Origin of the sequence: Granulibacter bethesdensis CGDNIH1, from assembly GCF_000014285.2 — a bacterium.
In the GTDB taxonomy this organism is placed as follows: domain Bacteria; phylum Pseudomonadota; class Alphaproteobacteria; order Acetobacterales; family Acetobacteraceae; genus Granulibacter; species Granulibacter bethesdensis.
Map to the genome: position 1 here is coordinate 1,552,187 of NC_008343.2, position 23,119 is coordinate 1,575,305.

Consider the following 23,119-nt stretch of genomic DNA (forward strand, 5'->3'; position numbering starts at 1 on the left):
CGCGCCTGCAGGCGACAGGACGCTTACCAGCCGAAACTACGATAATACGGCCCACCCCAGCCCCATTGCTGCCAGCCAAAACCGGGATAGCCCCATCCCCATGGCACCCCGCCCCACCCCCAGCCGCGATAATAGGGATATGCCACCCCCCAACCGCCGCCAAAGGTGGCTCCGAATACGGTGGCTGCGGCAATGGTCGATGCCAGATAAGGAGCCGCATATCCACCATAGGCCGGAGGATAGGCGGGTGGATAAGCGGGCGGGTAAGCCGTGCCATCATATACGGGGATAGAGGCCGGTTGAGGCTGAGCAGAGGGACTACCCCCCGCCCCGGTCACAACGCCTTTGCCTGCCTCCGGGCCCGTGGTTTGCGCCACGGCCGGCATGGGCACATAAACACCATTATATCCGAATGAATCATAGGTGCAGCCCACCAGCAACCCTGACAGCATCAAGGCCAATATCGGCGTGATCGGAACCGCCTTTCTGCGCCACTGCTGCAAGACCGGCATGACAGCATCTTTCCTCTTTGCCTGCATGAAGACATGCTACCCGGTCAGCCGATCAGAAGCGACTTACTGATCGGACATGCATTTTCCTGTTGCATGGGGTGATTGTCCTGCATCAACGCTCATGAGGCCACAAAACCATATCGTCCGCGGGGGCTTGCGGCTATGGTGGGCATGCGGGGCAGAACTTCAAAAACTTGATACACTTTCTTCTGCAAGCCGTTGTATCTACTAGCGCTTGTCAGTGATCCAAGCATTCTGGACGGGTTTATGATCTTACGGTTGGCTCGCTTCTTTCTTCTCATCGGGCTGACCCTGCCGGGTGCGGTGAGTCATCCCTCAACCGCCCAGGCCGAGGGACTGGCTTTTGTCATCAACAGCAACGACGCGACCATCAGCCTGATCGACATCACCAGCCGTCAGGAAGTGAAGCGGATCCCCGTCCTGCGGGAGCCGCATCATATGGCGCTCACACCGGATGAAAAATCCCTGCTGGTCGGGGATACGGCCGGTAATACGATGTTCTTCCTCGATCCTCTGACCGGGGCAGAGCAGAAGCGTATCGTTTTCAGCGATCCATACCAGATCCAGTTCAGCCCGGATGGGCGTTGGCTGGTGTCAGCAGCGCTCGCCCGTGACCAGATCGACATCTATGACGGGCACAGCTTCAAGCTGCTGCACCGTATTCAGGCGCCCTCCATGCCGAGCCACATCAATTTCACGCCGGACAGCAAGGTCGCCTTCGTCTCTCTTCAGAAAACCAGCAAGGTCGTAGCCTTCAGCCCTGAGACGGGTAAAATCCTGTGGGAGCAGAAATCCGGCCGCACCCCCGCCGGGGTGCTTTATCTGAACGGAAAGCTGCTGGTCGGTGATATGGGCGAAGACACTATCGCCGTCATGGACCCGGTCACCGGAAAGCTGGAACGCAAGATCCGCACCGGTAAGGGAGCCCATAACCTGTTTCTCTCCCCTGATGGCAAGGTTCTGTATGTCTGCAACCGCGTGGGCGGCACCATCAGCCTGCTCGACCCCGCAACCCTGACAGTAAAGAAGGAATTCGCCATCCCCGGCGGCCCGGATGATCTGGATTTCGCCCCAGATGGATCCATCTGGGCGACGCGCCGCTGGGCACATACAGTGGCCATCATCAATCCGAAAGACGGCAGCTTCACCACGATCCCGACCGGTCGCTCGCCGCATGGAATCTGGCTGAACACGCATCTGGCTGCTCCCGTTAGAGCCGCCTCCACCCGCGCACCATAAAAGCCGATCACCACAGGTTTCTCGATGTTCGATCCCTTTGACAGCGCAGCAGGCTGGCTTCAGGAACATCTGCTGATCCCCCTGCTCTGGCAGTTGAATCTGATCGAATGGGAGGATGTATCCTACGGATGGGCGTTGATCGCCATGTATGGGGTGGCGCAGGTCATCCTGATGTATGCGATCTGCGTCCCACTGGAGAAATGGCGCCCGGTCGAACAATGGGAAAATAACCACGCTGTGTTGACCGATGTGCTCTATACCGTCATCTCGCGTGTCGGTGTGCTGCCACTGGTCAGCTTTGTCGGGTTTTATCAGGTACAGGTGCTGCTCAATGGCTGGCTGACCGATCATGGTTACGTGCCCCCCACACTGGAGCGGTTCATCCCATCCCTGACCGGCCATCCCTATGTGACGTTTGCGATCTATGCACTGATTCTGGATTGCGCCGATTACTGGCGACATCGGCTCAGTCATAAGTTCCGCTGGTGGTGGGCGCTTCATTCTTTGCATCATGCCCAGCGACAGATGACGTTCTGGTCCGATGACCGTAATCACCTGCTGGATGATTTCATCTCCGCACTCTGGTTTGGAGCCATCGCACTGATGATCGGCGTACCGCCCCTTCAGTTTCCACTGCTGGTGCTGCTGCTTCGCCTGATCGAGAGTCTGGCGCATGCCAATGCACGAATCAGCTTCGGCCGCATCGGGGACAGACTGCTGATCTCACCGCGCTTTCATCGTGCCCATCACGGGATTCTCGCCGCGGGACAAAGAAGCTGCAATTATGGTGCGGTTTTTCCTTACTGGGACATGCTGTTCGGCACCGCGGATTTCAGCCGGGTCTATGTGCGTACCGGCGATCCATCCGGTGAGGAGGCATTGCATACCGGCACCTATGTCCAGCAGCAGATGGCCGGATTACGTCGCTTCATCCGCTCCCTGCGAAAGAAAAAGCCACAACCTTCCTGAGCATTTTGGCTCATCAGGAAAAGCGGGCGGCCCCCTGACAGGACCGCCCTGCCCCCGTTATTTCGCCTTTTTGGCAATGCCCGCCAGACCGCCTTCATAAATACCAGCGATCACCTTGGCTGCTTCCGCATCCGATGCACCCTTGGCATCGAAATGCCCGACCCATGTCACTTCCGAGCCGCCCTTGGCAGGAGTTACGCTGATGGTGGATTTGTAATTAGCCACCGGCAAAGGGCTTTCCTGAATCGTGTAGGTGTAGGATTTTTTCGCATCATTGCGGTCAACCTGCTGCTCCACGATGGTTCCACCACCTTTCAGCGACAAGGTACGCTGCTCAGCACCAGCCACATCGACCAGCTCGCATTTGGTCACGGCCGGATGCCATGTGGCGATGCCACAGAATTTGCCGATCGTGCTCCATACTTTTGCGGGTGACGCGGCAATATGGATCGACTTGGTAACATCCACGGCCAAAGCCGGGGTGGCAATCAGGGAGGCCAGCACAGCAGGCACCACGACACGCTTTAACATTCAACGTCCTCCAGACATTTTTTGACCTCGACCGGAATGGCCATGGCGCAACCCTTCCGGGCTGACTTGCTGGCAGCATGGACCGTATCATTACGGTTTCAAAGTGTAAAAATCGTGCCATTGATAAAGCCTGCCGGAAAGTCTTGAAGCCCCGCCATCCTAATGAGCCTGACTAGGCGACTAAAAAAATAAAACTTTCAGATCACTGAACACTGGCGCTTCTTATATTAAGAAGAAAATTAAAATAATTATGCACTCAATAAAAAAAACCCGCCAAAATTGACGGGTTTATCAGAGTTCAGTGGGCTGATCTAATGATCAGCCCTAATCATTAGCCTTATGCCAAAAGCATCAGGCACTCAGAGCAAACGCCTTCATTTCCTGATAAACTTCATGCTCTATCAGGCGCATGCGAATGGCTTCTAGCTGTCTCCCATCTTCTACACGCGGTGCGCAGTAGCGTGCAACAGCCACACCGTTCCGCTTCCTTCCACGAGCTTTCACCTTCGCTGCACCTTTTCCAGTATAAGTATGTGCATTGTGGAACATGCTCCGGTTGTTGTCCTCCACATAGCTTTCAGACGCAGCACCCTCGGCAAACACCACATCATGCGTATCAAGCTCGATATGCACGTAGCTCACTGTCTCCACATGCTGTTCCTGAACGATGGAGACACCGTTCACCAGACGACCGGCCGGAACCAGAACACCGTCAATGAACATCGCATGGAGTGGGGAGACCAGCAGGTCACGCTTCGGCAACACACCGTCCAAAGCACCCTGACGGATACGAACCGGCAGCACATCACGACGACCCTGGATAAAGCGACCATTATAGCTCCGACGGCCCAGCCAGCGGATCGGACGAACTGCCTCACCCGCTGTGATCACGTGATCCCCGATCTGCAGATCTTCAACCGGAACCTCACCACGATCCGTCAGGATCAGCGTGCCATGCACATAGCAGGGCGTGCCGTCATCATAGACCGTTACCCCATTCCCGCCCTGAGCCTGACGCATCTTGTAGTTCTGATCATGTGCATTCGGATCAAGCTTGATCGAGTAATACTGGGTCTTGGTCCCGTCACTGGCCACATGAGACAGGATCAGGAAGACATTTCCCCCATTACTCACCACATCCACCACGTCGGAAGCCTGAGAAGCCAATCCCATCAGCGTAATGGATTCACCGTTACCAAAATCGGAAACAGTCGCGGCCAATGCTGTGCCTGGCGTGCTGATGATAATGTTACCAGACCCGACACCCGCAGAACTCGTGCCACCCAACGTAATCGTGTTGGAGGAATCCAGGGTCTGCGAGACCGTCACTGTGCCATTCGTCTGCATCAGGATATTCGTGTTGGTCAGCGTATCCGCCAACACCCATCCATCACCCTTCACGTTGATCGTCTGGAACCCGGTATATTGGGTCCCAAACCCGCTCAGAGTGGTGCCAGCACCATCCAATTCAAGCACGTTGCCAGTGCCGGCAGCGACAACATTTCCACGAATGGAACTACCGCTCGTTATCGCCAGACGGCTGTTGCCAGCACCAAAGTTAATCGCCGTACGGGTCACACCGGCTACAATCTGAGCAGCAACCGAACCGGTATTAATAACCGTTCCACCAGCGGTCAGTACGATAGCCTGACCAAACGCACCTGCAGCGCTTATGGTGCCACTGTTCGAAACAGTTGCAATACCACTTGCGGAAATACCATTTGAAAAAGCAAAATCAGACCTCAACAATCCAGCATTATTGAAGGTGCCGGAGACCATTTGGACTGCTGTATTACTTGTGTTGTTGGCTATAATCGTTCCACTGTTTGTTATGGAAGCATTTAGGCCAGCAGCAATAATAATGGCATTTGCTCCACTGCCCTGAAGCAGGCCACCATTGCTGAGGGTAGAAGAGGCACCCAATGAGATAAGCGTACTCTGCGGCTGCCCTCCCAATATTGTACCATTATTGACAACATTTACGGAAGTACCCGTAGAAACAATAGCAGGTGAGAATGTTCCATTACCAATATTAGCTCCCACAGCGTTTGTCAGAGCAGCACCGGAAGTCATCGTAATAACACCGGCTAATGTTCCTGTGTTATTAATAGTCCCACTGTTAGTAAGCACAGTCGATGAGGCAATTGAATTACTACCTGCGAACGACCACGTAGCTCCTGCATCGACAGTAGCGTTCTGGAAGCCGAGATATTGCGTGCCGATACCGCTGATCGTGCCTGCGGAGGCTCCGGAAAGCAATTCGAGTGTATTCGTTCCGGCACTATTGGCCGTGACGCTTCCCGTGATCTGGGAGCTGACACCCAGCTGAACCAGGTTGATACCGCTACCCTGCAGGGCAATAGCCGGGCCAGAAGAACCTATGATAGTACCGTAATTGGCAACCGTGCCAGCCAAAGCAGAGACGATACCGGTGGTGCCACCAGAGATGTATCCACCCACCTGGTTGGTGATATTGGCATTGCCGGCCGCAGTGATACCGAAAGCACCACCCTTGATGGTACCGCTGTTCAGAATGCTCTGCGTAAGGGTCGTACCGGTGAACTGAACGCCGATTGAATTACCGACAATGATCGCAGAAGCCCCCATATTCTGGATAGACCCTGCTCCCATCACAACGCCCGTGCTGGCGCTGGTAATAGACCCGGAATTAGTCAGCAGATTGGATGCATTAACATTCTGGAAGACGACGCCTTTGCCATAGGCAACATTGGTACCGACAAGTGTTCCGGCATTTATAATCGTGCCTGCATCCATGCCCAGACCAGCCCAACCGCCCGAGATCGAACCTGTAGAGCTATTCGTGGCATAATTATTGGTAGTATTTCCGGTTAGATAAGCCCCTGCATTTGAATTGCTTGAAGAAATAATTGAGCCAGTATTATATAAACTACCAGTGCCATAAGTATGAATACCATCATTGAATCCACTGATAGTACCATTATTAACAATATAATTATTTGTGGTGCCGGAAGCATCAATAGCATGAGAAGCAGGATCTGTTGTTTGGATAAATCCCGACGAATTATTTGTAATGGTAACGAAACCACCACTGATACTGATCGCATTACTGCCTGTAATAGTGCCACTGTTATTGATACTAGCGCCGCCAGAGCCAATAATAGCCTGAAGAGAACCAGAGATTGTTCCACCAGCCTGATTAGTAACAATCAGACTTCCAGCAGCGCTAATACCGATATTACCACCCTTAATGGAACCGCTGTTGTTAACCAGACCGGTTCCAGCGGCGGTAACAAAAACAATACCAACAGTGGCGCCACTAAGAACAGCACTAGCGGCATTCGTAATACTACCACCACCCATCCAAACGGCACTATTACCACCAGTAATAGTTCCTGTATTATTCAGAAGATTAGAATTATCAGCAGAGAAAATATTTACGCCCATACCATACTGGGCATTGCTGGCATTAATGGAACCAGCATTGGAGACAGTACCAGAATACATTCCAATACCGTAATTGCCACCCTGAACCAAACCTGTAGCGCTGTTAGTTGCAAAGTTTCCGGTGCCATTCATATACACGCCACTGAATGAACCACCGTTTGAAGAGATTCTACCAGTGTTTTGTAGTGTATTTCCACCACCGGAGCCGAGATTAGCACCATCAGTAAAGGCTATGATAGTGCCGTTATTGACAAGAACATTTCCCGTTCCAGCGGCAGTAATACCAAAAGTACCTCCAGTGGTAACAGTCGACTGGATCAAACCTCCGGCAGCGTTGGTAATATGGCCATTACCAGAGAGAGAAATAGCCTTATATGAGGTAATATTTCCGCTATTAATAACAGTGGCACCAGTGCCATTTGATTGGATGGCAGCATACTGAGTTCCTGTATTAGTAATAGAGGAAGTTATAGCATTTTGAATAACACCACTACCTACAATAATAATACCATTTGTAGCGGCCAGTGTCCCTGTATTGGTCAGGTTTCCATTATTGGTGAAGGAAGTGAAATTAGTGTTATTCCCAGACATGGTCCATGTTGCAGTGGTATCCACGATACCTGTCTGAAAACCTGCAATTTGAGAACCACTGATTGTACCAGCCGACGACCCTGCCAGCAATTCGAGAGTATTGTTCCCTGCGATATTAGCTGTAGCAACACCTGATATTTGAGCAGCAACACCCACCTGCAACAGATTGGAACCATTACCATTCATGGCAATAGCCGTGCCAGATGAACCTATAATAGTCCCGTTCGTGTTAATAGTTGCCGGCTGTTGGACAATGATACCGATATTACCAGAGATGTAACCACTTAGCTGGTTAGTAACATTGAGGGAACCAGCCGCGCTGATACCGTATGTCCCACCTTGAATAGTCCCAGTGTTTTGAACATTACCAGCAGCAGCAGATGAGATAAATAGGACACCATAGGCCGCACCACTGATACGGGCTGAAGTCCCTGTATTCTGAATGGTTCCTGCGCCCATTATAACAGCTGTGCTAGCACTGCTGATGGCACCTGTATTAATCAGCTGATTACTAGCATTGGCCAAAAAGAAGGTTGCGCCTCTGCCAAAGGTAGAATTACTGGCTATAATCGTTCCGGCATTATTAATAGTGCCGCCGTCCATGCCCAGGCCAAATCCTCCGCCCAGAACAAGCCCAGTATTTGAAATACTATTTCCACTATCATGCAGAAAAGCACCACTGGTAGCAGTTCCAGTCGTCTGCAATGTACCTGCATTGATTAGTGTGCTGTTGCCACCAAGATTAACCGCATCAGATCCACCCTTGATCAAGCCTGCATTCTGAACATAGTTATTTGTGCCGCCAATATTAACAACAAAACCAGTACCATTTGAAATTATCTGAGCACTAGCATTATTGGTAATAGTGCCAGAAGAAAGCAGGGTAATAGCACCTACTGCCCCAATTCCCAAGGCCTGAATGGTGCCACTATTATTAATAACACCTCCGCTACCACTAGCAGTAATAGCGTATAGATTACTAGCAGCATTACTTATTGTAGCAGTATTTGCATTTGTTAGAGACGCCGTACTGGTATTTAATATAATTCCCTGAGCGGCTGACAGGCTTCCTTGATTTGTAAGCGCGCCATTGTTTACAAGTGAAGTGAAATTGCCGTTACCGGAAATCGTCCAGACTGCACCAGCATCAATAGAACCCGTCTGGAATCCAACGAAGTTAGATCCATTAATCGTTCCTGCAGATGCTCCTGAAAACAGTTCAAGAGTATTGGTTCCAGAGCTATTAGCTGTGGCTACACCATTAATCTGGGATCTTACTCCCAATTGCAGAAGATTGATGCCTGCACCGCCCATCGCGATAGCTGTAGCGCCAGCGGGAGTGACCGTCCCATAATTAGTAATTGTATTATTGCTGCCAGATCCAACAATAGTACCAATCACTGAACCAGAGTTAATCAAAAGGCCGTTGTTGGAAAGTGTTACCCCACCCGACAAAGTACCAACGGTAGTATTACTGATGGTTCCACTGTTATTAAACACACCTGCGTTTGTAAGCAGACCACTGTTTGTAACAGTATAGCCTGCAGCTATACTATTGCTGCCTGAAAGGGACCAGCTTGCCCCCGATCCAACTGTAACGTTCTGGAAATTAGTATAGCTTGTTCCAATGCCACTGATCACGCCGGCATTAGAAGATGATAGAAGAGATAAAGTATTCTGAGCTGTAGTTCCACCCATTACCAGCCCGGTGAACTGAGCACCTGCAAGCAATTGGAGCAGGTTCTGCCCACTGCCACCAAAAATAACAGCTGTGCCCCCTGCACCTCCTATACTACCAGCATTGGTAATAGTCCCCCCAGCCTGCAGATTGATGGCAACACCAGATCCAGAAGTACCTGCAATGGAGGCATTGGCATCATTAACAATAGTTGCCGCAGCCCCAGTTGCATAAATGCCGATCAGACCACCAGAAATAACCACACCGCTGGCGTTGGAGACGTAACCACCATTCAGCAGCCCGATACCATAGCTAGTGACACCGGTAATAGCGCCAATGTTTGTGATTGTACCGGCAGCACCATTGATCATGATCGCGCTATCATCACCACTCACAGGACCAGAATTGATAATCGTCCCACCAGCCTGGAATGAGATACCATATCCAGCAACAGTTCCAGAGCGGTGACCAAACAGAGTACCTTCATTAGTAACGGAACTTGCCTGACCACTAATCGCAGCACCATTCGAATTAATAATGGCACTTGAAAGAGCATTAGTAATGGCGCCACTACCAACAAAAGAAATACCACCATAAATAGCAGAAGAATTTACTATAAAACCGCTATTAATGATGCTGCCAGTACTTACAAGCGTACTACGGTTAATAAGTGTTCCCATAACATTCAAAGTCAACCCGGGAACAAAAGAATTGGTACCACTCATAACCCAATTAGCATTCTGGTCAATCTGAGTGTTAATACCAACGTATTGGGTACCTATTCCACTGATCGTGCCAGTCGTCGAGCCAGAAGCGAGTTCCAGATAATTGAGTGTACCTTGAGCATTGACAGTACCACTCAAGACAGCAGTTGGAACCAAAATCAAGCGATTGGAACTGACACCCATCGATATTACTGTGCCAGTACTGTCTGGATTTAGCGTCCCAACATTAGACAACGTACTTGAAAATCCTAAATTAATTTTACCGGTAAATGTACCAGTATTAGTCAATGTTGCCGCATTTGCAGCAAATGTTACAGTACTGTCTATTGAATTAGACCCTGTCAGATTCCAGTTTGCATTGCTCGCAGCAGTAATCTGGTTAAACCCGACAATTGTTGACCCAATTCCAGAGATGGTAGGTAGGTTACCGGCCTGGCCACCAAACATATTAAGGCGATTAAGACCACCAGCAGCGATAACAGAGCCGACAATGCCTACACTGTTATTGAGGTTCAATATGTTGGTACCGGTCCCGCCTAAATAAACGGCTGTGCCACCGGCATTAGAAATCAAACCGCTATTTGTGACAGTGCCACCTGAACCGAGGCTAACGGCAATTGTACCAGTCTGGAGCACAGTTCCAGTGTTGAGCAGAACCGCATTTGTTCCACCTCCATTAATCTGTCCATTAATAGTACCAGCATTTGTAATGGTCCCATTTGAAACCAAGGCAACATTACCAGCCAACTTTGCTGTAGATGCATTGCTCATGCTGCCAGCAATTGTCAAATTACTTGCAACGCTGATACTGCCACTATTTATAAGAGAGGCAGATTGAGCAATCGTATTGGTCCCATTAATCGCCCAATTTGCACCGCTATCAATAGTGACAGACTGGAAGCCGATATATTGTGTTCCAATACCACTGATTACCCCGGTAGAAGCACCGGAAAGCAATTCGAGTGTGTTTGTACCAGCAGTATTGGCAGTAACATTGCCAGTAATCTGGGAGCTTACACCCAACTGAACCAAGTTGGCCCCAGTGCCCTGCATCACAATAGCAGTACCAGAAGAACCAATGATAGTGCCACTGTTTACAACTGTTCCGGGAAGCGAGGAGACGATGCCAGTGCTACCACCCGAAATATATCCGCTTGCCTGGTTTGTAACGATAGCGTTCCCAGCCACACTAATACCGAAAACTCCACCCTGGATGGTGCCGCTGTTAACGACCACACCTGACGCAGAAGCGGAGATAAACTGAACGCCGTAAGAATTACCACTGATAACGGCTGCGGATGCGGTATTGTTTAAAGTACCACCACCCATCACAACAGCTGTACTTTGGCTTGTAACAGTCCCGGTATTATTGACTGCTCCATTTGTACCAAAAACAGCAAGACCTTTACCTGTAGAAGTCAGTGCTACAGTCACTAAGCCGGCATTATCAATTGTGCCGGAATCCATACCCAGGCCCCAGCCGCCGCCGATTACAGTACCGCTAGCCGCATTCGAAATGTAATTGCCGGTACCATGAAGGAAGGCACCGCTGGTATACGTTCCTTGTGTTTGCAGCAGCCCGGTATTGATAAGGGTATTGTTGCCAACAGCCGAAGCAACAAGGGTAGAACCCAAATTCACGGCATCACTAAGACCCAGGATAGTGCCATCGTTCCTGACATAGTTACCAGCGCCATCAAATTTGACAGCAAAATCAGCACTCACAAGGGTTGCCCGCACAGTAGCACTGGCAATGTTGGTAAAAGTACCACCACCACTGCTTAGACTGATGCCACCGCCATTAATAAGGCCGGCATTATAAATATTAGCCCCCGCACTACCAAAAATAGCACGTGAAGAGCCAGATATAGTGCCCCCAACCTGATTGGTAACGATCAAACTTCCTGCAGCGCTGATTGCGTAATTATTAGCCTGAATAGTGCCACTGTTATTAACGGTCGCGGAAAGCGCAGACTGGATGCCAAAACTTCCAGCAGATGAGATAAGACCAGTACTCAGATTGCTAACAGCGACAGCCCCGGCTGCGCTGATAGCGTTATTACCACTGAGAATGGTACCACTATTGGTAACTGTTCCAGTTACAATCGTAGTAACGCTACCTGTTACTAGCGATGAGCCAGTGAACAGAATCCCATACGCTGCACCGCTGATCGCTGCAGATGTACCATTGTTCTGGACACTGCCTGCACCTAGCAGAACACCTGTCCCAACACTTGAAATCGCTCCCGTATTAACAAGACTGTTAGTTACATTGACATCTTGAATTGATACACCCAAGCCACCATTAGGATTTGTAGCGGTGATGGTGCCAGAATTATTAATTCCGCCCGCACCCATGGTAATGGCGTTACCACCTGAGATTAAGCCACTGTTTGTAGCAGTGTTGCCATAACCATCAAGGGCAGCACCATTACTTCCAACGCCTCCACCTTGAATTGTACCTGTATTAATAAGTGTATTACTATTAGTAAGCGTTGTGGCATTGTTGCCACCCAAATGGACTCCATCACCAGAGCCAGTTATTTTACCTGCATTATTGACTGTGTTATTGCCGTTATTAATCTGCACAGCCCAATTATTGCCGGACTGGATCAAACCCGAGGCACTGTTGGTAACAAAGCCACCGTTACCACTCAATAGTGTGACACCATTACCTTGGATCGTGCCAGCGTTAGAAATTGTACCCGTAGAACCACTGACAGCATTATTAGCGCCTGAAATAGTTCCACCGGCTTGGTTGGTAACAAAAATTGTTCCCGCGGCTATAATACCCTGATTTGCACCAGAGATAATCCCACTATTATTAACAGAAATACTACCAACAGAGGTAATACCTATGTTACCACCCAAAATCGTTCCGGTATTATTTACACTACCATTTCCGACAAGAGTAGTACTACCATTAGTCACACCGGCAAATATGATACCAGCATAAGTGCCGTTGATATAAGCATTTGCAGCGGTATTGTTAACAACACCGCCACCCATGCTGATTGCCGTAGATTTACTTGTAATAGTTCCAGAATTATTTACTTCATTAAAAATATCTACAGTATAAATATTAACGCCCATACCAAACTGAGTATTGGTAGCGTTAATTGTTCCAGCATTATTAATGGTACCGGAATACGCACCAAGACCAAAAGCACCACCCTGAATAGAACCAGCCACGCTGTTAGTGGCATAAGCTCCGGTGCCATTCAGATAAACACCGCTGTTATTAATGTTAGATGATAGAATAGAACCACTATTATATAGGCTATTATTAGAGCCACCAAGATTAACTGCATCGTTTTGAGCAGTAATACCGCCAATATTGGTAACAACGTTTCCAGCGCCACTAGAGGTGACACCAAAATTATTACCCGTTGCCTGGATCTTTCCGGCTGCATTATTGGTGATAACAGCATTGCCGGACAAAGAAACAGCGTTAGTCGAAATAACAGTACCACTGTTAATAAAGGTAGCACCTGTCCCAGTTGACCAAATAGCATACTGGTTACCTGTCGTGGCGACAGAAGCTCCGGTAGCGTTGATAAAAACACCGGTTCCTGCAATGACGACACCATTCGTAGCAGACAATAAACCTGCGTTGGTGACAGTACCACTGGTAGTAAATGAGTTAAAACTACCGCCACCATTGATTGTCCACGTAGCTCCTGCATCGACAGTAGCGTTCTGGAAGCCGAGATATTGCGTGCCGATACCACTGATCGTGCCGACGGAGGCTCCGGAAAGGAATTCGAGTGTGTTAGTCCCGGCATTATTGGCCGTAACGCTTCCCGTGATCTGGGAGCTGACACCCAGCTGAAGCAGGTTGATACCGTTACCCTGCAGGGCAATAGCCGGGCCAGAAGAACCTATGATAGTACCGTAATTGGCAACCGTGCCAGCCAAAGCAGAGACGATACCGGTGGTGCCACCAGAGATGTATCCACCCACCTGGTTGGTGATATTGGCATTGCCGGCTGCACTGATACCGAAAGCACCACCCTTGATGGTACCGCTGTTCAGAATGCTCTGCACCAGAGTCGTGCTGGTGAACTGAATGCCGATTGAATCACCGACAATGGTCGCAGAAGCCCCCGTATTCGTAAGAGACCCTGCTGCCATCACAACACCGGTGCTGGCGCTGGTAATAAGCCCGGAATTAGTCAGCCGATTTAATGCATCAGCATTGAGGATGACGGCGCCTTTGCCATAGGTGGAATTATTACCGATAAGCGTTCCGGCATTTATAATAGTGCCAGTATCCATGCCGAGACCAGCCCAGCCGCCCGATATCGTAGCTCCTGAGCTATTCGTGGCATAATTGGCAGCATTGCCGTTTAAATAAGCACCTGCATTGGAAGTGCTCGAAGAAATAATTTTACCAGAATTATACAGACTACCGATATTATAACTATGAATAGCATCATTTGTTGCAGTGACAGTACCACTATTAATAATAGTATTATTTGCGGTGCCGGAAGCATTAATAGCAAAACGGGTAGCATCTGTTGCCTGGATCAATCCCGACGAATTATTTGTAACAATAACAATATCACCGCCGATACTGATACCATTCCCACCTATAATAGTACCACTGTTACTGATACTAGCACCCCCAGAGCCAATAATAGCACGAGTAGCGCCAGATATATATCCACCAACCTGATTAGAAACAAACAGACTGCCGGCAGAGCTGATACCAAACACTCCCCCCGTCACAGTCCCACTATTAGTAATGGTGCCGTTACCAAATACAGCCCCGGCCCCACTAACAGTAAAAATAACACCGATGGAGGTCCCCCCAATAGAACCAGTGTTATTAATATTGCCAGCACCCATATAAACAGCAGTATCAGCGCTGGTAATACGGCCCGTGTTGTTCAAAGAATTGATGGTATCGGTACTAAAAATGGTTACACCGCGGCCACCTGGTGAATTGGTCGCATTAATCGAACCAGAATTGAAAATTGTGCCTGAGTACATACCCAGACCAAAGTTACCACCCTGGATAAAGGCTCCCACGCTGTTGGTTGCATAGTTTCCGCTGCCATTAAGATAGGCACCACTGTTACCAGCATTACGTGAAACTAATGAACCAGCGTTACTGAGGTAATTATTATTTCCACCTAAATTCACAGCATCTGTTGCTGCGGTAATGCCACCAGCATTAACAACAGTACCATTGGTGGATACGGTTACGCCAAAATTAGCGTCGAGACCAGTGATAGTACCATTAGAATTGTTGGTAATGCTGGAGCTATCACCGGCAAAGATGCCACCTGCCCCCGATATGCTACCACTATTGTTGACGGTTCCCTGGGCGCCCATCTGGATGCCCCAATAGGCAGCGTTACCGCTGCCACCACTAATGGATGCCGCAGTCACATTGTTGATAAGGCCGCCACCCGCCAGACTGATGCCCGTCGTGGTGCCCGAGACAGCACCGCTGTTGTTAATGGTCCAGAGTGTTGTTAGAGCACTTGCTACCCCCACCCCGTTGGTATTTGAAACGGCGACACCAGGGTTGATATAAATCGGGTTCGTATAGGCGTTAGTTAGAATAACACCCGAAGTGGTTGAAGTAAGATTGCTCATTATAAATCCACCCTAAACTAACCCAATAAGATTCAATTTTCATATAGCAGATATCAGTTTTTGGATTTTTACATAAAAATGGGTTTAAAAACAAGAGATAATATTATTTATGATTTGTTATTTTAAATAATTAAAACTTTAACTTTATTTTTGCTTTTGACGCACTTTTCTACTTTACATCAATAAATTTCTCCTCTGGTTAAAGAAAATTTCCTTTAGATGTCAATATTAATTTTAATTAATATAAATAAATTATTTTCAAAATTATTTTTATTAAATAATAATAAATTAATTTTTTTGAATTATTTCATTTTAGATTTTTAAAAATTTTCTAATGTAAATTTAATAATACGAATAAATAATTTTGACGTGTTTAAAATATTTTGTATTTTATATAGAAACTTACAGGTGAATAATGAGATTTAAGTTTCACATTTTACTTGCGCTATGCATTCTCTCTACCACCCTTTCGTAACATCCTGCTTCAGCCCAGACAATGACTCTTAGAAAAGTCGTTGCGCTGGTTCGGCACAGCATACGCTCCCAGGATATAGGTGCTCCAAACAGCCTGGCTGCCCCTTATTCGCCACTTAACTGGCCGACCTACGGGGTATCGAAGGGTAACCTGACCGCGACAGGAACGGCCTTTGCCAAAAATATGGGAGGATATTATGCGGATCTGTACGCTACGCTTGGATTAAAGGCTGCATCACAATGCCCCCCAACAAGTAACGGGGTCTTTGTGTGGTCCGACAACAGAACACCACGTACTATAGCAACCGGAACCGCTTTCTTGACTGGTGCTTTTCCCGGTTGTGGATTATCAGCGCATTTTTACCAGTCAACTTCCAATGATCCACTTTTTTATTATAATAATATAAGCCTCACAGCCGGAACACCCAGCCTTAGCATCGCCCCACAGATGAATGTGATGATGCAAATCATGGGAGCCCCGGCTGGAGACACTTATACAAGTTCCAATAATCCTTGTAATTCCTCAACCTCCCCCCCTTCGCAAACCACTTGCGCAGATGTCGGAGATTATGCAGATGAATTCAGGCTGCAATATGCTTCCGGCCTGTCAGTCAACAATATTGCCTGGGGAAGCTGGAGCTCCCTTGGCATTGCCAAACAACAGATACTGAACGAAATTCAGCTTTATACTCAGTGGTATATGGCAGATTACAGAGCTCAGAGCCCGACCGAAAATTGAGTTGAGCGATTTCAGTCAGTTGTGATTCACCGGGGGTTGCGAAGACCACGGGGATCACATGGGCTGGACCGAAACCGCTCGCCGGAGACATGACAGAAGAGGGCTGCGGTACGCAAGCGACTGCACCGATGGGGAATAGGCGCTGGTTGCTCCGTTTCTGGCCCGAACGACGAAGGTAGGCCGCCCGCGGCTCCACCGGGCACGGGATGTGTGGAACGCGATCCAGTACCTCGCAGCGACGGGGTGCCAGTGGGCGCAGTTGCCCCGGGACTTTCCGCCGTTCACGACGGTGCAGTATCATTTCTACCGGATGCGCGACAGCGGCCTGCTCGATGCGATCAACGCGGTGCTGGTGACCGGGGTGCGGGTCGCGGAGGGCCGCGAGGCCGAACCGACGGCAGGCATCATCGACAGCCAGTCGGTCAAGACCACCGAGGCCGGTGGGCCGCGCGGCTATGACGCCGGCAAAAAGATAAAGGGGCGAAAGCGTCACGTCGCGACCGATACGGCAGGCAATCTGCTCGACGGACTGGTCCGTCCTGCCGACATCCAGGATCGCGATGGCGCGCCGGAACTCATCGCACGCTGCCGGGACGCCTATCCGTCGCTGTCACGCCTCTTTGCCGATGGCGGCTATGCCGGACAGAAGCTGGCGACCGCCATCGAGCATCTCGACCGCCTCGCAATCGAGATCGTCAAGCGCTCCGACGCCCATCGCCCTTCGACTTCGCTCAGGAGAGCCTTCGTCGTCCTGCCCCGCCGATGGGTGATCGAGCGCACCATTGCGTGGCTCAATCGATGCCGCCGCCTCGCCAAGGACTGGGAGGCAACCATCGCCTCATCCGAAGCGTGGCTCCTCATCGCTTCCATCAGGCGAATGACCCGACGCATCGCAAAGATCGAATTATGAGTCGGGCTCTCAGACGAATGGGGTCGCCAACGGCACCTTTCGTTCCGAAAATATCGCCAACCAGATCGCGCTGGCTTTGTCTCAGGTAACCACTCCTGGAACATCCGGGGGGCCGCCTACTGCACGTTTGGTTCTGTTTGTAGGACACGATTCCACGGTCCAGGCTCTGGGCAGCCTGATGAATGCAAGCTGGACCTCTCCGGATGGCGTCAGTAACGATTCACCTCCTGTCTCCGGTTTTGTTTTTGAGCTTTATAGCGATAGCAGTGGCAATTTCTTTGTCCGCCCCCGTTTTATTGCCGCAACACTTGACCAGATGAGGCAAAACCGGCGCCTGACCGCCAATGGCAGCAATAATCCCGGCAACAGCACTCTTATCATTCCCGGTTGCACGACACAGAGTGTCGACAGATGCAGCGCCAGCACATTCATCAGCATATTGAATACCGCCATTGCCAGCACAGGCATCACGCCTTCGGCGGTGCCATATAACTGAGTATCGGCTTATCGCGGCTTTTTTTTACCCTAGAATGTATAGATGACAACAACCACCACGAATTCCGGAACCATCAGCACAGGAATCGTCACTGTTTCCGGTTCCGAAATATACACCAACACCACAACGGGGCTGATCACTGTTCCGGTAACCGGAACAGAATATGGTGCCGGGATCATCAACAGTGGCACCATCCTCAACAACGCAGCCAGCACCGGGGCCACGACGGCCGTTTCATTGAATGACACCGGCAGTGTGGCAGGCAGCGCCACGAACATCGACAATAATCAAGGCGCCCTGATTCAGGGGACGGATTATGGTCTGGATATCGAAGCGGCTTCTTCATCCCTGACCCTCAGCATTACCAACCAGGGGACCATTCTCGGCGGTGCCGGAGATGGTAGTACAAATGGCGTTGCCATTTATGGCATTGCCAACACCACCCTTGTGAACAACACAGGGGGCGTGATTTCAGGGGATGATACCGGCATCAGGCTTGGTGTGCCTGCCGCCAATACCTCTCCGGTTTCTTATAGTATCACCAATTATGGAACCATCACCGGTATCAATAACACCGGGATCGATCTGGCATCCGGCGGCACAGTCACCAATAATCATGGTGCAGTGATCAGGGGTTACTGGGCCGGGGTGGCCATGGTGGCAAACAGTTCCCACAACTCGGTGACAACGGGCGGCACTGTTATCACCGATGGTACAATCATCGGTCAGAATAACATCGCCATTCAGTTGGCGGCGCCGGTTTCTATGGAGCCTTATAGCAATCAGGTACAGATCGGTACCGATGCCGTGTTTGAGGGGATCGTGGATGGCGGCGTCCCCGCCAGCAGCACAGTGGCATCAAGCGCTTTAGTATTGATGGCAGCGACCTCTTCCGACACCAACAAGACCGGAAAACTCAGCGGCATCGGCACGGAGTTCGTGAACTTCAGCGCCCTTTCGCTCGCCAATGGAGCAGGCTGGATTATCGACGGAGGGCTGGACAGTATCAGCACCGTCTCACTTGGGGCCGCCTCTGAACTGACGCTGGCTGGTACAGGCACTCTCACCTCCAGCCAGACGATTGCGTTCAATAATGGCGGTTCCAGACTGAGACTTGGGACCGGATACGCCCTGAATGCCGGGAACCTGCAACTCGGTCAGGGGGCGGATACCATCCAGGTGGCGGATCAGTCTTTCAACCTGACCGCCGGGAGCGGTGCCCTGACCTTTATTGCCGGCTCGGGAAAAAGCACCATTACGGGCGGTTCCGGTGCCCTGACTTTCACTGGCGGAAGCGGTGCCAGCACCGTCACAAGCGGCGCTGGCGGAGGCACCCTCTCCGGCGGAAGCGATGGCGGCAATCTGCTTGTCGCGGGTGGAGGCAACACGCAACTCCGTGCAGCAGGCAATGGCGATCAGTTGTTTGGTGCCAGCCATGGCAGTTCCACCCTGATCGGTGCGGCCAACGGTCAGGTCAGCCTGGTTGGCGGGACCGGTACCGCACTCATCGTTGCCGGCTCAGGCGGGGGTGCCATTTATGCCGGCTCGGGTAGCAGCACTGTATTTGGCAGCAATGCAGGCGGATTGGTCGGAACGGGCACCGGCAACAGTCTGCTGGTCAATATGGGACGCAGCACAATTGCCGGAGAAACCGGCACCAGCACCATATTCGGCAGCCAATCCGGACAGAACACGGTATTCGGTGGAACCGGTGCCATGCAGCTTGCCGAAACCGGAGGCAGCAATCTCGTGATGGGCGGAGGCGGTGCCATGACCCTGTTTGGTGGCGTTGGCAACGATACCATCCTCACCGGCCAAGGCGGGATCATGACGGCTTTCCTCGGTGGCAATCAGAATTTGGTGGGTCTGGGGAGTGCCAACACCACGGTCGTGGCAGGCTCAGGCAGCGATGTTTTCGCCGTTACCGCCGGTGCGGGCGGCGGTACAACAACGATTTATGATTTCGACCCCAGCAAGGATAAAATCGGACTGTTCGGCTACCAACCCTCCGAGATCAGCCAGAACGTTACCAATGGCTCGTTGCAAATTTCGCTCTCTGATCACACCGTCATCACACTGTCCGGCGTGACCAACGCACAGGGAAGCATCCTGGCCACCTGATTTCCCGACCCCCGATTTGGCAGGCTGATCTCCCTGCTACTTTAACGTGACGCTTCCTGAGGTTGCCGAAACCTGATCAGACGAAACGATCAATACGAAGATCCCGACTGTTTCTGTTTCATCAGACTCGTGATCAGAGCATCGGCAATCTTGTGAGCCGTATTCTTGACATCGGTATCGGTACTGTACCCGGCCAGCACAAAGGATGCCGCGGCTACGTACGGGTTGAGCATGAGAATACCACCTGGTTTCTTACCGCTTTGTGCTTCGGAGTTCATGGTCTCAAGCAGGACCGGCGGCTGGTTGGTCGAAAGGTTTTCAACCGTCGTTTCAATTTGCAACGATGTTTGCCCGCTGCCGAAGCCGATCATGGAGCGTTTCAACCGATTGCCTTCATCAATGGAAACGAATCTGCCACGCACAAGCCACCCTGCTGTCGGAGTTGGCTCACCCGGTTGCAGGCGGCGTGCCGTCAGACCGGCTTTTGCCAGATCCGCGACAAGTGTGTTCGCCATGAGTTCAACGAAATCATGCACCTCATCCTGTTGAGAGGTAAGGATATGCTGTTTTGCAAGCAGCCCTTCCGCATGAATCGTTTCAGGATTGAGTGTAAAATCGGCAACATAGACGACAGGCGGCGGTGCCCCATCCGTAGAGTGATAGACCTCATTCGACTGAACCCTTGCCGTGGCGCAGGCTGAAAGGAAGGCCAGCATGATGGCGCCAAGAAACAGCCGAAAAAGATTTATCATCATGTGTCCCTTAATATTTCAGATGCCTGCAATGCGGATGATTTTCAGAACCGTCGCTGACGGACGGCCCGGGCCGAATGTCACCTCCTCCTCCAACGCGGCCCCAAGCAGGGCCTCTGCGAGGGGAGAAGCATAGCTGATCAGGCCCTGTTTCGGATCGGCCTCATCTTCCCCGACAATGCGGTAGGTCACGGTACGGCCCCCCAGCTTCAACTTGACGGTATCCCCGAAAGCGACCTCCTCCGCATTCTCCGGCGCGGTTGGCACCAGTTGAGCCGAGGCCCGGCGCGCCAGCCAGTAGCGCAGATCGCGGGCCAGGACTGCCCGGCGCTCGCTTTCCTCAACAGTGGACTGTTTTTCTTCAGCGAGAGCCGTTTGCAACCGGGCAATTTCCGCCTCGATCGCCGTCAGACCGCTGAGCGTTACCAGATTGGGGCGATCACTGATCGGACGCTCCGGCAATTCAGCGGCCTGAGCCGCCATCGCATCCTCGGAAACGAAAGCACGACTCATCCCGCCATGGCTCCCGATGTCAGCGTAAGGCGGGTCCGCACACGTTCAGCCCCCATCAGGGGGAGCAGAGCAGCCAGTTCAGGCCCATGCTCCTCCCCCGTCAGCGCCAGACGGAGCGGACGGAACAAGGCGCGGCCCGATCGGTCCGATGCCTCCTTCACCGCGCGCGTCCAGACAGACCATGTGGTGGTATCCCACGGCTCCTGCGGCAGCAGAGGGAGGGCCTGCTTCAGCAGGGCATTATCCTCATCCGTCAGAACCGGTGGCACAATGCTGCCCGCAACGACATCCCACCAGAGACGTGCCTCAGCCAGCATATCCAGATTGCCGCGCACAGCCTCCCAGAATGCTTCTGTCGCACCCTGCGGCAAACGGTCCTGCACGGCGCTGAACGGCATAGTCTGCAAGGTGCGGCGATTCAACGCGGCCAGCTGACTGCCATCGAACCGGGCCGAGGAAGCAGAAAACGCATCCAGATCAAACTCCTGCGCCAGTTCCGCCAGCGTCAATGGCTGCGGATCGCGGGAGGAGCCGAGCCGCGCCAGATAGGAAACCAGCGCCACCGGCTCGATCCCATCCCGTGCCAGACTGCGCAGGGTCAGGCTGTCGATCCGCTTGGAGAGCTTGCCGCCATCCGCATCCATCAGCAGCGGCAGATGCGCAAGCGCGGGAGCCACCTTGCCGAGTGCCTCGAACAAGTCGGTCTGCACACCGCTATTGCTGATATGATCCTCACCACGGATGATGTGGGTGACACCGGTTGCAATATCATCCACCACCGAGGTGAACGTATAAAGCGGCGTGCCATCCGCACGGATCACCACCGGATCGGAGATCGCCTGCAACTTCACCTGGCGCGGCCCCAGCACGCCATCGCGCCAGCCAACAGTGCGGTCGGACAGAAGAAACCGCCAATAGGGCCGCTTGCCATTGGCTTCCGCCTGAGCACGCTGCTCCGGTGTCATCTTCAGCATGGCACGGTCATAAACCGGGGCACGTCCCTGCTTCAGACGCAATTCACGCTTGTAGCGTAGTTCTTCCTCGCTTTCGAAACAGGGATACAGACGACCGGAGGCTTTCAAAGCGTCCGCAGCAGCTTCATAGCGGTCCATATTGTCGCGCTGGCGGAATGTATCGGCCCATTCAATCCCCATCCAGCGCAGATCCTGCGCAATCGCTTCCGCATATTCATCGCGGGAGCGTTCCAGATCGGTATCGTCCAGCCGCAGAGTAAATTTGCCGGAATAGCGCAGGGCAAACAGTGCATTGGCTACTGCAATCCGGGCATTACCGACATGCAGATAGCCCGTCGGGCTGGGCGCGAAACGAACATGCACCATGGATCAATCCTCCTGCCCATTATCATCATCGGCAGCCGCCGAGGCGGAGGAGGACGCACCCTCCTCCGCATCATCATCATCATCATCCGTATCCCGGCGTGGATCGAGCAGGCGCCAGTCCCGGTCTTCCCCTTTGGCAGGTTCACGGGCGAATACCCCGACTTCCGCGGCGCTGGACCAGCCATGCTCGCCACCATCCACCACTTCAGCATCCTCTCCGAAAGCAGACCATGCGGCCAGCACGTCGGCCGGGGCCATACCGGTTTCGCGGCACCGTTCGAGGCTGTCACGCACATAGCGGCGCGCAAAGGCATTGGCGTGCATCAGCGTCAGAAAACCTGACACTTCCTCCACCACGCGATCTTCCAGCGCCGCATCTTCGGGGGCCGACAGATCGAGGATGCGTACACACCATCCACCATCGGGAGAAAACAGATCACTCAAACCAGTCTGCCTTTCATCTGGGCGTTCTGAA

At 51.7% G+C, this 23,119-nt stretch carries 12 protein-coding genes and 1 pseudogene; 6 read left to right on the plus strand and 7 right to left on the minus strand.

Going from position 1 to position 23,119, the window contains the following annotated elements; translation table 11 throughout:
* Nucleotides 1-23: 23 nt before the first annotated feature.
* Nucleotides 24-512, minus strand: coding sequence for a hypothetical protein (locus GBCGDNIH1_RS19535; RefSeq protein WP_025318884.1), 489 nt, complete (start codon nt 510-512; stop codon nt 24-26).
* Between the two features lie 267 nt (nt 513-779).
* On the opposite strand from GBCGDNIH1_RS19535, the gene GBCGDNIH1_RS19540 reads away from it, so the two are divergent.
* Complete coding sequence (locus GBCGDNIH1_RS19540) at nt 780-1,772, plus strand: YncE family protein (protein ID WP_025318883.1); 993 nt, start codon at nt 780-782, stop codon at nt 1,770-1,772.
* Nucleotides 1,773-1,796: 24 nt separating this feature from the next.
* Nucleotides 1,797-2,741, plus strand: a complete 945-nt coding sequence (locus GBCGDNIH1_RS19545) for a sterol desaturase family protein (protein WP_011632108.1) — start codon at nt 1,797-1,799, stop codon at nt 2,739-2,741.
* A 57-nt stretch (nt 2,742-2,798) separates the two neighbouring features.
* Here the strand turns inward: GBCGDNIH1_RS19545 and GBCGDNIH1_RS19550 are convergent, their stop codons facing one another.
* Entirely contained in the window at nt 2,799-3,272 is a 474-nt protein-coding gene (locus GBCGDNIH1_RS19550) for an SRPBCC family protein (protein ID WP_011632109.1), read from the minus strand.
* Nucleotides 3,273-3,623: 351 nt separating this feature from the next.
* Nucleotides 3,624-15,299, minus strand: coding sequence for a Hint domain-containing protein (locus GBCGDNIH1_RS19555; RefSeq protein ID WP_011632110.1), 11,676 nt, complete (start codon nt 15,297-15,299; stop codon nt 3,624-3,626).
* A 496-nt stretch (nt 15,300-15,795) separates the two neighbouring features.
* On the opposite strand from GBCGDNIH1_RS19555, the gene GBCGDNIH1_RS25105 reads away from it, so the two are divergent.
* The 4 genes and pseudogenes from GBCGDNIH1_RS25105 to GBCGDNIH1_RS19585 all read left to right on the plus strand — a co-directional run bounded on the left by GBCGDNIH1_RS25105 (nt 15,796) and on the right by GBCGDNIH1_RS19585 (nt 20,039).
* Entirely contained in the window at nt 15,796-16,512 is a 717-nt protein-coding gene (locus tag GBCGDNIH1_RS25105) for a histidine-type phosphatase (RefSeq protein WP_011632112.1), read from the plus strand.
* Between the two features lie 58 nt (nt 16,513-16,570).
* A pseudogene (locus GBCGDNIH1_RS19570) lies at nt 16,571-17,422 on the plus strand (IS5 family transposase).
* A gap of 64 nt (nt 17,423-17,486) precedes the next feature.
* Nucleotides 17,487-17,918: a histidine-type phosphatase gene (locus tag GBCGDNIH1_RS19575; protein ID WP_332455267.1), complete on the plus strand. Its 432-nt coding sequence runs from the start codon at nt 17,487-17,489 to the stop codon at nt 17,916-17,918.
* Nucleotides 17,919-17,960: 42 nt separating this feature from the next.
* Nucleotides 17,961-20,039: a beta strand repeat-containing protein gene (locus tag GBCGDNIH1_RS19585; protein ID WP_011632115.1), complete on the plus strand. Its 2,079-nt coding sequence runs from the start codon at nt 17,961-17,963 to the stop codon at nt 20,037-20,039.
* An 89-nt stretch (nt 20,040-20,128) separates the two neighbouring features.
* On the opposite strand, the gene GBCGDNIH1_RS19590 is transcribed toward GBCGDNIH1_RS19585, so the two are convergent.
* Genes GBCGDNIH1_RS19590 through GBCGDNIH1_RS19605 form a run of 4 tightly spaced genes read right to left on the minus strand, consistent with a single transcriptional unit; the run spans nt 20,129 to nt 23,088 of the window.
* On the minus strand, nt 20,129-20,794 hold the full coding sequence (locus tag GBCGDNIH1_RS19590) for a DUF4410 domain-containing protein (RefSeq protein ID WP_011632116.1): 666 nt from the start codon (nt 20,792-20,794) through the stop codon (nt 20,129-20,131).
* A gap of 15 nt (nt 20,795-20,809) precedes the next feature.
* A complete protein-coding gene (locus GBCGDNIH1_RS19595; protein ID WP_011632117.1) occupies nt 20,810-21,304 on the minus strand; it encodes a GreA/GreB family elongation factor in 495 nt (164 codons plus the stop codon).
* A complete protein-coding gene (gltX, locus tag GBCGDNIH1_RS19600; RefSeq protein WP_011632118.1) occupies nt 21,301-22,644 on the minus strand; it encodes a glutamate--tRNA ligase in 1,344 nt (447 codons plus the stop codon). The genes GBCGDNIH1_RS19595 and gltX overlap by 4 nt, the downstream gene beginning before the upstream one ends.
* A 3-nt stretch (nt 22,645-22,647) precedes the next feature.
* Nucleotides 22,648-23,088: a hypothetical protein gene (locus GBCGDNIH1_RS19605; RefSeq protein ID WP_011632119.1), complete on the minus strand. Its 441-nt coding sequence runs from the start codon at nt 23,086-23,088 to the stop codon at nt 22,648-22,650.
* Nucleotides 23,089-23,119 lie beyond the last annotated feature (31 nt).

Coding starts and splice junctions, on each gene's coding strand:
- GBCGDNIH1_RS19535 (WP_025318884.1), bottom strand. CDS start 512: ATGCCGGTCTTGCAGCAGTGGCGCAGAAAGGCGGTTCCGATCACGCCG.
- GBCGDNIH1_RS19540 (WP_025318883.1), top strand. CDS start 780: ATGATCTTACGGTTGGCTCGCTTCTTTCTTCTCATCGGGCTGACCCTG.
- GBCGDNIH1_RS19545 (WP_011632108.1), top strand. CDS start 1,797: ATGTTCGATCCCTTTGACAGCGCAGCAGGCTGGCTTCAGGAACATCTG.
- GBCGDNIH1_RS19550 (WP_011632109.1), bottom strand. CDS start 3,272: ATGTTAAAGCGTGTCGTGGTGCCTGCTGTGCTGGCCTCCCTGATTGCC.
- GBCGDNIH1_RS19555 (WP_011632110.1), bottom strand. CDS start 15,299: ATGAGCAATCTTACTTCAACCACTTCGGGTGTTATTCTAACTAACGCC.
- GBCGDNIH1_RS25105 (WP_011632112.1), top strand. CDS start 15,796: ATGACTCTTAGAAAAGTCGTTGCGCTGGTTCGGCACAGCATACGCTCC.
- GBCGDNIH1_RS19585 (WP_011632115.1), top strand. CDS start 17,961: ATGACAACAACCACCACGAATTCCGGAACCATCAGCACAGGAATCGTC.
- GBCGDNIH1_RS19590 (WP_011632116.1), bottom strand. CDS start 20,794: ATGATGATAAATCTTTTTCGGCTGTTTCTTGGCGCCATCATGCTGGCC.
- GBCGDNIH1_RS19595 (WP_011632117.1), bottom strand. CDS start 21,304: ATGAGTCGTGCTTTCGTTTCCGAGGATGCGATGGCGGCTCAGGCCGCT.
- gltX (WP_011632118.1), bottom strand. CDS start 22,644: ATGGTGCATGTTCGTTTCGCGCCCAGCCCGACGGGCTATCTGCATGTC.